Raw genomic sequence first — 11,588 nt, 5'->3', positions numbered from 1 at the left:
ATCTCTCGGTATCGCGCTACACCGCGCGGAGGATTGCGACGACTTTCCCGAGGACAACGGCCTCGTCACCGAGGATAGGCTCGAACGCGCTGTTACGGGGGAGCAGCCAGGTGTGGCCGTCACGCTGGCGGAATGCCTTGACCGTCGCTTCGCCGTCGAGCATCGCGGCCACGATGTCGCCGTTGTTTGCTGTTGGCTGCGAACGAATGACCACCCAGTCGCCGTCACAGATCGCGGCATCGATCATGGACTCTCCCGACACCTTCAGCATGAAGAGATCGCCCTTTCCGACGAGCTGGCGGGGGAGCGGAAAGATCTCATCGACCTGCTGCTCCGCAGTGATCGGAACACCGGCCGCAATCCGCCCCACCAGCGGGACAAGAGCGGCGTCGCCGACGGGCGGCGCTGAGTCGGCTGGATTCTCGCCGGAAACGCCGGGGAGATCGATCAATACTTCCATTGCTCGAGTCTTTCCAGCGTCGCGCCGCAGGTAGCCGCTCAACTCAAGTTGATTGAGCTGATGAGTAACGCTTGACAACGATTTGAGCCCCACGGCGTCACCGATTTCGCGCATGCTCGGCGGGTACCCGTGAGCGCTGATCGAGCGCTGAATAACTTCGAGAATCGCGATCTGCTTGTCGCTCAGGCTCTTGCGCCGACGGGTCTGCGGACGCTGTGCGCCGGCGGATGTGTCGCTCATGATGATGGCTCCCGTCTCGCGGCCGTCCGGCAGCGGTATTCGAATGTCGGAGGTTGGTGATGTGCTCCGTGTATCGAAACGGTATCCGTATTTGAGCCTGAACATGCACAACGTGCCGCGTGTCGCGTTCGATCGGTTTCCGAAGTAGTTGCAGCTTGACTGTTTTGTAAATCGAAGATAGCTTCGGAAGAGAAGTTCGTACTGAGTGCTCCTGGCCGAGTGCTCAGTACGAAACTTCCTCGCCAGATGGGAGTCAGAATGACCACGATCAGCGCATCACCTTTCTTGTCCACCGCGCCAGCCACGCGTCACACTGCAACACGCTTGCGTATGACGCAGCGCGGACGCCGCGTTCTGCTGTCGGTTGCTGCGACGCCGATCGCCGTCGCGTTGGCATTCGCGCTGCTCAGTGGAGGATCAGCGCTTGCTTCACGTGACAACGGTGCAGCTATTGGCACTTTCGAGACGATCACTGTCGCTACAGGTGACACGCTCTGGGCGATTGCTGAGGAGATCGCCCCGGCGGCTGATCCTCGCGATGTCGTCGATGCACTCATCCGTTTCAACTCGCTCGATGGCGCCGTGGTCGCGGCAGGTCAAACGCTCGCTATTCCGTCTGAATACTCCGCAGCGCAATAGCCGGGTACCTCGTCTCTCTCAACTTTGAAGAGGACCCGCGGTGCGGAAGTACCATAGAGCGGGTGAGCGTTCGTCTAGAAGACCTGCCCCTCCGCGATGACTTGCGCGGGATGACCCCCTACGGTGCACCTCAGGCGCCCCTCCCTGTGGCGCTCAACGTCAACGAGAACACGCACCCAGTCCCGGCTGATGTTGCTGATGACATCCTCGATTCGATTGCGCTGGCTCTTCGTGACATCAACCGGTATCCGGACCGGGAATTCACAGCACTGCGAGAAGGCTTCGCGGAGTATCTCGGTCATGGTTTGACCGCAGATCAAATTTGGGCAGCAAACGGTTCGAATGAAGTCCTGCAACATGTGTTGCAAGCATTCGCCGGCCCAGGACGAAGCGCAATGAGCTTTGCGCCCACATACTCGATGTACCCCTTGCTCGCCCGCGCTTCGGGGACAGCATGGGTTGCCGGTCAGCGGGATTCTGACTTTTCCCTGACCGCTCACAGCGCCGCATCGCAGGTGCGAGAGGCCGCACCCGATGTGGTCTTTCTCTGCTCTCCGAATAACCCGACGGGTACTCCGATGCCCCTCGACGTCATCGAGGCGGTATACGAGGTCGCTCCAGGGATTGTCGTTGTCGATGAGGCATATCAAGAGTTCGCTCCTCGCGAGGAACGATCGGCGCTGACACTACTGCCGGGTCGCGAACGACTCATCGTGTCGCGCACAATGAGCAAGGCGTTTGCGTTCGCTGGCGCGCGAGTGGGATACCTCGCGGCAGACCCGGCGGTAACAGATGCGTTGCGTCTCGTACGACTTCCCTATCACCTCAGTAGCCTTACGCAGGCTGCAGCTACTGCGGCACTTCGCCATGCACCGGTAATGCTGCAGATGGTCGACGAAATCGTGTCGCAGCGCGACCGTATTTCTGCCACCGTCGAGGCGCTCGGATATGAGGCACACGCTTCATGGACCAACTTCGTGCTCTTCGGCGGTGTCGAAGATACGTCCGTTACATGGCAGGCGCTCTATGACCGTGGCGTACTCATCCGTGATGTCGGAATTCCCGGTCACTTGCGGGTATCAGCAGGCACTGATGAGGAGACGACGGCATTCCTCGACGCGCTGGCGTCGGTACACTCAGGCTCATGACGTCCTCGACTCCCGTGGCTACTAGAACCGCCGCTGTGCACCGCGAAACCAGTGAATCTCATGTCGAGCTCGAGCTCGATCTCGACGGTAGCGGCCGCAGCGCGATTGACACGAGTGTGCCGTTTTTCGATCACATGCTCACTGCTTTCGCCAAGCACTCGCTCACCGACCTGACAGTGCGCGCCTCCGGTGATACCCACATCGACGCTCACCACACCGTCGAAGACGTGTCGATCGTTCTCGGGCAAGCCATCCGCACGGCCCTCGGCGATAAAGCGGGTATCTCGCGTTACGGTGACGCCCTCGTCCCGCTAGATGAAGCCCTCGCGCAGGCGGTGGTAGATATCAGCGGACGCCCTTACCTCGTACACTCCGGGGAACCGATTGGCTTCGAACACCACTTAATTGGCGGGCACTTCACCGGCGCGCTGGTGCGACACAGCTTCGAAGCGATCAGTTTTCACGCAGCTCTCACAGTGCACATTCGTGTGCTGGGCGGACGCGATCCTCATCACATTGCGGAAGCGGAATATAAGGCCTTCGCCCGCGCTTTCCGTCAAGCGAAGTCCCTCGATCCACTGATCGAGGGTGTTCCCAGCACGAAAGGTGCCCTGTGAGTGATAGGCCCGTTGTTGCAGTTCTCGACTACGGTTCGGGAAACGTGCACTCAGCGGTCAAGGCGCTCATCGCCGCTGGTGCAGATGCCCGCCTTACCAAAGATCGCGCGCTCGTTACCGATGCTGACGGACTCGTTGTTCCGGGAGTCGGTGCGTACCGCGCCGTCATGGACGCGCTGCGAGCGAGCCGAGGCGACGAACTCATTGACCGTCGCCTTGCCGGGGGGCGTCCGGTTCTCGGAATCTGCGTCGGGATGCAGGTACTTTTTGGCCGCGGGGTCGAGCGGGGCGAGGACACCGAGGGACTGGGGCAGTGGCCAGGAGTCGTGACGGAGCTCGACGCGCCGATTCTGCCGCACATGGGATGGGACACCGTTCGTGCAGGTGAGAATTCGCAGCTCTTCCGGGGCATCGAGCACGAGCGCTTCTACTTCGTGCACTCGTTCGCCGCTCAGGCGTGGCACCTTGAAACGATGCCGCCGTTTCCGTCACCGGCTCTGACCTGGTGCGACTACGGCTCTCCATTCCTTGCCGCAGTCGAGAACGGTCCGTTGTCCGCGACACAATTTCACCCCGAGAAATCAGGGGCCGCAGGCATTCGTCTGCTTTCCAACTGGATCAAGGGGCTACCTACGGGCTAGTCTCTCAGCTTGTGCCCTGGGACGCGCGACCGCGCGTCAGCGTCTGCACGAGGAGCTATGAACGATTTTGCGTCTACACCCGAGTTGACCCTGCTTCCTGCGGTCGATGTCGCCGGCGGCAAAGCAGTCCGCCTCACTCAAGGAGAGGCCGGCAGCGAAACCGAATACGGCGATCCTGTCGACGCCGCCGTTGACTGGGCTCGCCAAGGAGCGAAGTGGATTCACCTCGTCGACCTTGACGCCGCATTTGGCCGCGGCAACAACACCGCTGTGCTTCGTCGGGCAATCAAGCAGGTGAAAGGTGTGCAGGTAGAGCTGTCGGGCGGCATCCGCGACGATGCTTCGCTCGAAGCCGCCCTCGATTCGGGCGCGGCGCGGATCAACCTCGGAACCGCAGCGCTGGAGAACCCCGAGTGGGCAGCCGATGTCATCAGCCGCTACGGTGATGCCGTCGCGGTCGGTCTCGATGTGCGCGGAACGACGCTGGCTGCGCGGGGCTGGACGCGAGACGGTGGCGACCTCTGGGCGGTGCTTGAGCGTCTCGAGAACTCAGGATGCAGCCGCTACGTCGTGACGGACGTCACGAAAGACGGCACGTTGCGCGGGCCGAATCTTGAGCTGCTTCGCGAGGTCGCAACCCGCACGCCGAAGCCTGTCGTGGCATCCGGTGGAATTTCGAATCTCGATGACATAGCCGCTCTACGTGAGCTCGTACCCCTCGGAGTGGAGGGTGCCATTGTGGGCAAAGCGCTTTATGCCGGTGCCTTCACGCTGGCAGAAGCGCTTGATGTCGCCGGAGGCTGACGGATCCAGCTCGGGCGTACCCGGTGATTCAGCGGGCGTTCCCTGGGAGGGGCGCCAGTTCGAGCCGAATACTCATTCTGCCGATACCGGTGCTGCGGACCCTGCACTTCTCGCCGCGCTGCAGGCACGGCGCGGAAAAGGTCGGGACTCCATTGCGATTATCGAGTCCTATCGCGCTGCGCGCGTGCTGATTCCGCTTGTCGCCCAAAAGGGCGAAGAGGGGGTGGCGCCGAACGGACTTCGCGTTGACAAAACGCAAGAGCTCTCGATCGTGACAGTGAGCGCACCGGACGGGCGCACGGTCATGCCGGTTTTCACCTCGGTAGAAACGATGAAGTCCTGGGATGCGGTGGCGCGCCCGGTGCCGGCAGATGGGCGCCGGACTGCGGTAGCTGCCGTGACTGAGCAGACCGACTTGATCGTGATCGACCCCGGGTCGCCTACGGAATATGTTTTGCGACGCCCCGCTGTTTGGGCGCTCGCTCACGAGGAGCGGTGGGAGCCCAGTTTTCGGTCGTCAGAGGTCTTCTCGGGGATTGAAGAAAGCATTTCGACCGAGATGTCAGTGATCGATTTCGCGGTCGCTGACGGCGACCCTGAGGGGCGCCTGCGGGGACCTGAGCTAATTGTGCGCCTGGATCTCGCCGCGGGACTCGCTCAGGAGCAGCTCGATGCGGTTCTGACACGGCTTGCCCGACGCTGGGCAGCCGATGACCGGATAGCGACGCTGGTTGATTCGCTGCAGGTCACACTGCGCGCATCGAGCTAAAGTTCCTTCAAATGACGGGACCGGTCCACTTCTCGCCCGGCGCTTTACCGATGGGATCAGGAATCGCGGAGCCCTCGCGGAAGGCGAGCTGAAGTGAGCGCAGGCCATCGCGAAGCGAGCGAGCGTGCATGTCACTGATCTCGGGCGCGCCTGCGGTGATGAGCCCCGCCAGCGCGTTGATGAGCTTGCGCGCTTCGTCGAGGTCTGTTTGGGTGTCCGGGTCATCGGCGAGACCGAGCTTCACAGCTGCGGCACTCATGAGGTGAACCGCAGCTGTCGTGATGATCTCCACAGCGGGGACATCTGCGATGTCACGCGTCGCGGCAGAAGCAGCTCGATCCTGTTCCTCCCAGCGCTCTTCGCGCTCGTCTGGGGTAAAGGTAGGCTCTTCGGACGGCTGAGTCGATTCCACGGTGTGCTCTCTGCTAGACTGTGCGAGCGCCGGAGTGTTTTGCTCCGGATGAAAGTGGATTACATCCCACCCGCGCTTGCCGTTCCAGGCTACCGGGTCATCGCACTCCGCTTGTCTCATATGAGACAGGTTGTCCAGGGTGTGTAAAGCCGACGCTTTAGGTCGCGCTGGGTGGAATGATTCTGTTTTCGCCCGCGTCGAACCCTTCGTCGCGGTGGCATAAACCGCACGAAGAGGAGTTCCGCATCAGCGATCCCCGAACCAACGACCGCATTCGCGTTCCCGAGGTACGCCTCGTGGGCCCGGCTGGCGAACAGGTCGGCGTTGTCCGCATCGAGGTCGCCCTGCGTCTCGCGCAGGACGCAGATCTCGATCTCGTCGAGGTAGCTCCGAACTCGAAGCCTCCTGTGGTCAAGATCATGGACTACGGGAAGTTCAAGTACGAAGCCGCCCAGAAGGCTAAGGAAGCTCGACGTAATCAGGCCAACACGATTCTCAAAGAGGTTCGTTTCCGCCTGAAGATCGAGCCCCACGACTACGAAACCAAGCGCAAGCGCGCGGAGGGCTTCTTGCAAGCCGGTGACAAGGTCAAGGCCATGATTCTCTTTCGTGGACGCGAGCAACAGCGTCCCGAACAGGGCGTGAAGCTTCTACGTAAGTTCGCCGAGGACGTAGCCGATCTCGGCACAGTTGAGTCGAACCCGACGATCGACGGTCGAAACATGGTCATGGTCGTTGCACCGCATAAGAACAAGTCAGAGGCGAAGGCGGAGCAGAACGCACAGCGTGCCGCCACGAAGGAAGCCGCGCGTCAGGCGCGCTCCACCCCAGACGAGCCCACACCGGCTGCTGCCGAGTAGGCCCCCCGACTCCCGCATCGCGGGATGACAACGAAGGAAGAGAAGATGCCGAAGCAGAAGACCCACTCGGGTGCCAAGAAGCGCTTCAAGATCACCGGCAGCGGAAAGCTCAAGAAGCAGCAGGCCGGTATGCGCCACAACCTCGAGGGCAAGTCGAGCCGTCGCACACGTCGCCTCAACAAGGACCAGGTCCTGTCCAAGGCTGACACCAAGATGGCCAAGAAGCTCCTCGGTCGCTGAGCGCCGAAGCACGTTAGGAATATAAGAAATGGCAAGAGTAAAGCGGGCCGTCAACGCCCACAAAAAGCGTCGCGTCATTCTCGAGCGCGCCTCCGGTTACCGGGGCCAGCGTTCGCGTCTGTACCGCAAGGCTAAGGAGCAGGTCACTCACTCGCTCGTTTACGCCTACCGCGACCGCCGCAAGCGCAAGGGCGACTTCCGCCGTCTGTGGATCCAGCGCATCAACGCTGCAAGCCGCCAGAACGGTCTCACCTACAACCGCTTCATCCAGGGACTGGGTGCTGCCGGCGTTCAGGTAGACCGTCGCATGCTCGCTGACCTCGCGGTCAACGACCCGGCCACGTTCACCTCACTTGTCGCGACCGCCAAGAAGGCGCTCCCGAGTGACGTCAACGCTGCGAAGGTTTCTGCGTAGTAGCTGCACATAACGACGAAGGGTGTCCCCGCGAGGGGGCACCCTTCGTCGTTTGGGTGTGAAGTTTCGCCATAGACTTGCGCCGTGCTTGAGAACCCGCGATCCCCGCGCGTGCGCGCTGTTGCCAAACTCCACAAACGCAGCGCGCGAGCTGAAACAGGGCTGTTTCTGCTCGAAGGGCCGCAGGCCGCTCGCGAGGTCTTGACGTATCGCCCGGATAGCGTCGAGGAGCTTTTCGCAACTCCCTCGGCGATGGAGCGACACGTTGAGCTCCGGGACGCAGCAGCCGATGCTGAAATAGAGGTCGTCTACACGACTGAGGCGGTACTCGACGCGATGGCAGATACCGTCACTCCGCAGGGAATTCTCGCCGTCGCCCGGCAAACACCGACGTCGCTGCGCGACGTGTTCGCGGCATCCCCACGTCTTATCGCTGTGTGCCAAGAGGTGCGTGATCCTGGAAACCTCGGAACCATCATCCGTGCTGCGGATGCCGCGGGAGCGGATGCTGTCATCCTTACCGGGCGTACCGTCGATCTTTACAATCCCAAAGTCGTGCGAGCGACTACCGGGTCGCTTTTCCATCTACCCGTGTGTGTCGGAGTCGAACTACCGGCGGTGGTAGAGCGTGCACGCGCGGCGGGTGTCCGCGTGATCGCCGCGGATGTGGGCGGAGAGGACTTTCTGGCAGCGCGCGAGATGCTCTCCGCGCCAACAGCATGGCTATTTGGGAACGAGGCGCGCGGCCTCGATGAAGAGTCGCTCAGCCTTGTTGACGCTTCACTCCGACTTCCCATCTACGGCTCGGCGGAGTCCTTGAACTTGGCGAGCGCCGCGAGTGTGTGCTTGTACGAGAGCGCGTTCGCACAGCGCTCCTCCTCGTAATCGCCATCGTTCGCCCTGTTACGTGTAAGTAAAGCTCTCGTCAACCCCTTGGGTGTCGACTGAGAGCCACCTATGGTCTACCTATGTCATCGGTTGATGCGGGAAACCCAGCACCACGAACGTCGAACATCACCGTACGGCGGGGTGAGCCGCTGGTCGTCATAGAAAATGTCGATAAGCATTTCGGTGAGCTGCACGTACTACGCGATATCTCGACGGTTGTGAATCGCGGCGAGGTCGTCGTCGTTATCGGCCCGTCGGGCTCCGGTAAGTCGACTCTTTGCCGAGCGATCAATCGACTCGAAACGATCGACGCTGGTCGTATTTCAATCGATGGACAGGCCCTTCCTGAGGAAGGCAAACAACTCGCCCAACTCCGCGCCGATGTCGGGATGGTCTTCCAATCCTTCAATCTCTTCGCTCATAAGACGGTGCTTGAAAACGTCACTCTTGGGCCGGTCAGAGTGCGGGGGATGAGCAGGAAAGCGGCAAACGAGAAAGCGATGCAGTTGCTTGACCGTGTCGGTGTCGCTAACCAGGCGAAGAAGATGCCCAGTCAACTTTCGGGCGGACAACAGCAAAGAGTCGCCATCGCCCGCTCGCTCGCGATGGACCCCAAGCTCATCCTGATGGACGAACCGACCAGCGCACTCGACCCCGAGATGATCAACGAAGTACTCGACGTGATGGTCGGTCTCGCGACAGAGGGCATGACCATGATCGTCGTCACCCACGAAATGGGGTTTGCCCGTAAAGCGGCAGACCGCGTGCTCTTCATGGCGGATGGCGCGATCGTCGAAGAAGCGACACCCGAGCAGTTCTTCACCAATCCTCAGAGCGAGAGGGCGCAGGACTTTTTGTCCAAAATCCTCGAGCACTAATACGACCCGGATGCCATAAGCATCAGGGAACCGAAGATGGGCGGCACAAGCGGCCCGCACACAGCAAAGGACGAAGACATGAAGCGAATGAGAACCCCCCTCATTGCACTGGCTGCCGTGGGCGCATTGGCTCTTTCTGCCTGCGCCGGCAGTACCGATAGCGGAGATGACGCTGCACCAGCTCCCGCCGACGTCAGCTTCGAAGAGGGCACGACGATGGCCGCGCTCAACGAAGCTGGCAAAATCACCATCGGCACCAAATTCGACCAGCCTCTTTTCGGGCTCATGGGCCCGAGTGGTACGCCCGAGGGGTTCGACGTCGAGATCGGAAAGATCATCGCGGCTGAGCTCGGTATTTCCGAGGAGAACATCGAGTGGAAAGAAACGGTTTCCGCCAACCGCGAGCCGTTCATCGAGAACGGTCAGGTCGATCTCGTCATCGCGACCTACACGATCAACGATGAACGTAAAGAAGTAGTCTCATTCGCGGGTCCGTACTACATGGCAGGACAGTCGATTCTGGTTCTTGCCGACAACGAGGACATCACCAGCGAAGATGATCTCGTCGGTCAGCCTGTGTGCTCAGTTACCGGCTCTACTCCGGCGGCAATGCTGGAAGAGATCGGCGCTGAGCCCGTTCTCACCGATACCTACTCGAACTGCCTCGAGCCACTTCGAAATGGTGCAGTAGTTGCTGTGTCTACAGACAACGTGATCCTCGCCGGTCTTGCAGCTCAGAACGAAGGCGAGTTCAAGGTTGTTGGCGAACCGTTCACCGAAGAGCCGTACGGAATCGGTCTCGCGCTCGATGACACCGACTTCAGAATGTGGATAAACGACGTTCTCGAGGCTAGCTACGAAGACGGCAGCTACGAAGAAGCGTGGAACAAGACGGCAGGCACCGTTCTGCCTTACGTCGACCCGCCGACTCCGGACCGGTACTAGCGCGTTCGCTGTCCGGGCCGAGCGTCTCGGCCCGGACAGCACTTCACCTGATCATTTGTGAGAGGACAGCACATGGTGGAACAGCTGTGGTCGCTCATGCCGGAATTCTGGGAGGGGTTCCGCGTGACGCTGCTTCTTCTGGTGGTTTCGGGCATCACGGCTCTTATCATCGGAACACTCATCGCCGCGATGCGCGTCTCTCCGGTGCCGGTGCTGAGCTGGTTCGCTGCGTTCTGGACGGAGATCGCTCGAAACACCCCGTTGACCCTTGTGTTCTTCTTCACAGCGTTTGTACTCCCGATGCTGGGGTTGCGTGTGCCGTATCTCCTCTTGGCTTTTGTGGCGCTGAGTTACTACACATCACCGTTTGTCGCGGAGGCATTGCGCTCCGGAATCAACGGGGTGCCCGTGGGGCAAGCGGAGGCTGCGCGAAGCATCGGATTGGGTTTTGGAACCACCGTCACCCTCGTTGTCTTGCCACAGGCATTTCGCATGACGGTGCCGCCCCTCATCAACGTTTTCATCGCGCTGACGAAGAACACTTCGGTTGCGGGCGGGTTCTTCGTGGTTGAGCTCTTTGCAACTACTCGCCAACTCGCCAACGACAACGGGAACATCGTGATTCCGATCTTGCTTATTGCCGCAGCGCTGTACCTCGTAATTACAGTCCCGCTCGGATTCGCAGCCGGGATTATTGAAAAGCGTTGGGTGATGAGCCGATGACAAGTGTCCTTTTCGATGCACCAGGGCCGAAGGCTCGTCGGGCGTCGCTTATCGCCTCCATCATTTCGCTTGCGGTCATTGCCGCGGGATTGGCGTGGCTCGTAATTCTGCTTGCAGCGCCTCGTGAATCCGGGGGTATCACGCTTCCTGGCATGTTTGACGGCACTCGCTGGGACATCTTCTCGGATCCCCAGGTGTGGACGTTCATCGGAGAGGGTGTGCTCGGCACTCTCCGCGCAGCCGGGCTCGCAACCCTGGGCGCAATCCCACTCGGGATCGTGCTGTCGCTTTTGCGCAGCTCCGCTATTGCGTGGGTGCGCATTCCCACGGCATGGGTGATCGAATTCTTCCGCGGCATGCCCGTGCTGCTCATGATGCTCTTCATCCTGCTCGTGGCATCGACGGGGTCGCTCGGCGCAGTGGTCATTGCGCTCATCATCTACAACGGAACTCTCATCGGCGAGGCGTTGAGGGCAGGGCTTGTCGCTCTGCCACGTGGGCAGCGCGAGGCCGCGCTGAGCGTCGGAATGCGCGAATTTCAATCGAAGATGCTCGTCGAATTCCCTCAGGCCTTCCGACAGATGCTACCGATCATCGTGGCGCAGCTCGTCGTGCTGTTGAAAGACACATCACTCGGCTACATCGTCGGGTACAACGAGATCATTCGCACCAATATGAATAATCTCGGAAGCTACTACGGCAATCGCTACCTCTTCTCGCTGTTCGCCGTGACTCTGTTGATCTACTTGGCGATCAACCTCACACTGTCGTGGTTTGCACGCTGGCTGTCTAAGCGCACGGCGAGCGGTGGTGGGCGCATGACAGCGAATTCCTCTGTCGATGTTGATCCGGATCAAGCGATCACGGCTGCAGAGGCCGAAGGTTCGACGCACCCTCGGTAGACTCGTC

General features: G+C 60.6%; 16 protein-coding genes. 14 read left to right on the top strand and 2 right to left on the bottom strand.

Annotated elements, in window-relative coordinates:
• Positions 1–16 precede the first annotated feature (16 nt).
• Complete coding sequence (lexA, locus tag G6N83_RS01915) at positions 17–700, bottom strand: transcriptional repressor LexA (RefSeq protein ID WP_165138758.1); 684 nt, start codon at positions 698–700, stop codon at positions 17–19.
• A gap of 258 nt (positions 701–958) precedes the next feature.
• On the opposite strand from lexA, the gene G6N83_RS01910 reads away from it, so the two are divergent.
• The 6 genes from G6N83_RS01910 to G6N83_RS01885 all read left to right on the top strand — a co-directional run bounded on the left by G6N83_RS01910 (position 959) and on the right by G6N83_RS01885 (position 5,318).
• Positions 959–1,339, top strand: coding sequence for a LysM peptidoglycan-binding domain-containing protein (locus G6N83_RS01910; protein WP_165138756.1), 381 nt, complete (start codon positions 959–961; stop codon positions 1,337–1,339).
• A 110-nt stretch (positions 1,340–1,449) separates the two neighbouring features.
• The gene (locus G6N83_RS01905; protein ID WP_243843531.1) at positions 1,450–2,487 is read left to right on the top strand and encodes a histidinol-phosphate transaminase; all 1,038 of its coding nucleotides are present in this window, start codon (positions 1,450–1,452) and stop codon (positions 2,485–2,487) included.
• Entirely contained in the window at positions 2,484–3,104 is a 621-nt protein-coding gene (gene hisB / locus G6N83_RS01900) for an imidazoleglycerol-phosphate dehydratase HisB (RefSeq protein ID WP_165138752.1), read from the top strand. The genes G6N83_RS01905 and hisB overlap by 4 nt, the downstream gene beginning before the upstream one ends.
• Entirely contained in the window at positions 3,101–3,745 is a 645-nt protein-coding gene (gene hisH / locus G6N83_RS01895; protein ID WP_165138750.1) for an imidazole glycerol phosphate synthase subunit HisH, read from the top strand. The genes hisB and hisH overlap by 4 nt, the downstream gene beginning before the upstream one ends.
• A gap of 57 nt (positions 3,746–3,802) precedes the next feature.
• The gene (gene priA, locus G6N83_RS01890; RefSeq protein ID WP_165138748.1) at positions 3,803–4,549 is read left to right on the top strand and encodes a bifunctional 1-(5-phosphoribosyl)-5-((5-phosphoribosylamino)methylideneamino)imidazole-4-carboxamide isomerase/phosphoribosylanthranilate isomerase PriA; all 747 of its coding nucleotides are present in this window, start codon (positions 3,803–3,805) and stop codon (positions 4,547–4,549) included.
• A complete protein-coding gene (locus tag G6N83_RS01885) occupies positions 4,533–5,318 on the top strand; it encodes an SseB family protein (RefSeq protein ID WP_165143031.1) in 786 nt (261 codons plus the stop codon). The genes priA and G6N83_RS01885 overlap by 17 nt, the downstream gene beginning before the upstream one ends.
• A gap of 7 nt (positions 5,319–5,325) precedes the next feature.
• On the opposite strand, the gene G6N83_RS01880 is transcribed toward G6N83_RS01885, so the two are convergent.
• The gene (locus G6N83_RS01880; protein WP_165138746.1) at positions 5,326–5,730 is read right to left on the bottom strand and encodes a DUF1844 domain-containing protein; all 405 of its coding nucleotides are present in this window, start codon (positions 5,728–5,730) and stop codon (positions 5,326–5,328) included.
• Between the two features lie 176 nt (positions 5,731–5,906).
• Between G6N83_RS01880 and infC the strand changes: the two genes are divergently transcribed.
• The 8 genes from infC to G6N83_RS01840 all read left to right on the top strand — a co-directional run bounded on the left by infC (position 5,907) and on the right by G6N83_RS01840 (position 11,581).
• Positions 5,907–6,590, top strand: a complete 684-nt coding sequence (infC, locus tag G6N83_RS01875) for a translation initiation factor IF-3 (RefSeq protein WP_165138744.1) — start codon at positions 5,907–5,909, stop codon at positions 6,588–6,590.
• A gap of 45 nt (positions 6,591–6,635) precedes the next feature.
• Positions 6,636–6,830, top strand: a complete 195-nt coding sequence (rpmI, locus tag G6N83_RS01870) for a 50S ribosomal protein L35 (protein WP_165138742.1) — start codon at positions 6,636–6,638, stop codon at positions 6,828–6,830.
• 28 nt (positions 6,831–6,858) lie between these two features.
• A complete protein-coding gene (gene rplT, locus G6N83_RS01865; RefSeq protein ID WP_165138740.1) occupies positions 6,859–7,245 on the top strand; it encodes a 50S ribosomal protein L20 in 387 nt (128 codons plus the stop codon).
• 84 nt (positions 7,246–7,329) lie between these two features.
• Positions 7,330–8,130 (top strand): TrmH family RNA methyltransferase, encoded by an 801-nt coding sequence (locus tag G6N83_RS01860; RefSeq protein WP_165138738.1) that lies wholly within the window; start codon positions 7,330–7,332, stop codon positions 8,128–8,130.
• 83 nt (positions 8,131–8,213) lie between these two features.
• On the top strand, positions 8,214–9,011 hold the full coding sequence (locus G6N83_RS01855) for an amino acid ABC transporter ATP-binding protein (protein ID WP_165138736.1): 798 nt from the start codon (positions 8,214–8,216) through the stop codon (positions 9,009–9,011).
• Positions 9,012–9,089: 78 nt separating this feature from the next.
• The gene (locus tag G6N83_RS01850; protein ID WP_165138734.1) at positions 9,090–9,956 is read left to right on the top strand and encodes a glutamate ABC transporter substrate-binding protein; all 867 of its coding nucleotides are present in this window, start codon (positions 9,090–9,092) and stop codon (positions 9,954–9,956) included.
• Positions 9,957–10,031: 75 nt separating this feature from the next.
• A complete protein-coding gene (locus G6N83_RS01845) occupies positions 10,032–10,679 on the top strand; it encodes an amino acid ABC transporter permease (protein ID WP_375782615.1) in 648 nt (215 codons plus the stop codon).
• Entirely contained in the window at positions 10,676–11,581 is a 906-nt protein-coding gene (locus G6N83_RS01840) for an amino acid ABC transporter permease (protein WP_165138730.1), read from the top strand. The genes G6N83_RS01845 and G6N83_RS01840 overlap by 4 nt, the downstream gene beginning before the upstream one ends.
• Positions 11,582–11,588 lie beyond the last annotated feature (7 nt).

This window comes from Microbacterium endophyticum, assembly GCF_011047135.1.
Taxonomy (GTDB): Bacteria; Actinomycetota; Actinomycetes; order Actinomycetales; family Microbacteriaceae; genus Microbacterium; species Microbacterium endophyticum.
Note: the sequence above shows the minus strand (reverse complement) of the source record. Positions and strands in the feature narration are given on the sequence as shown.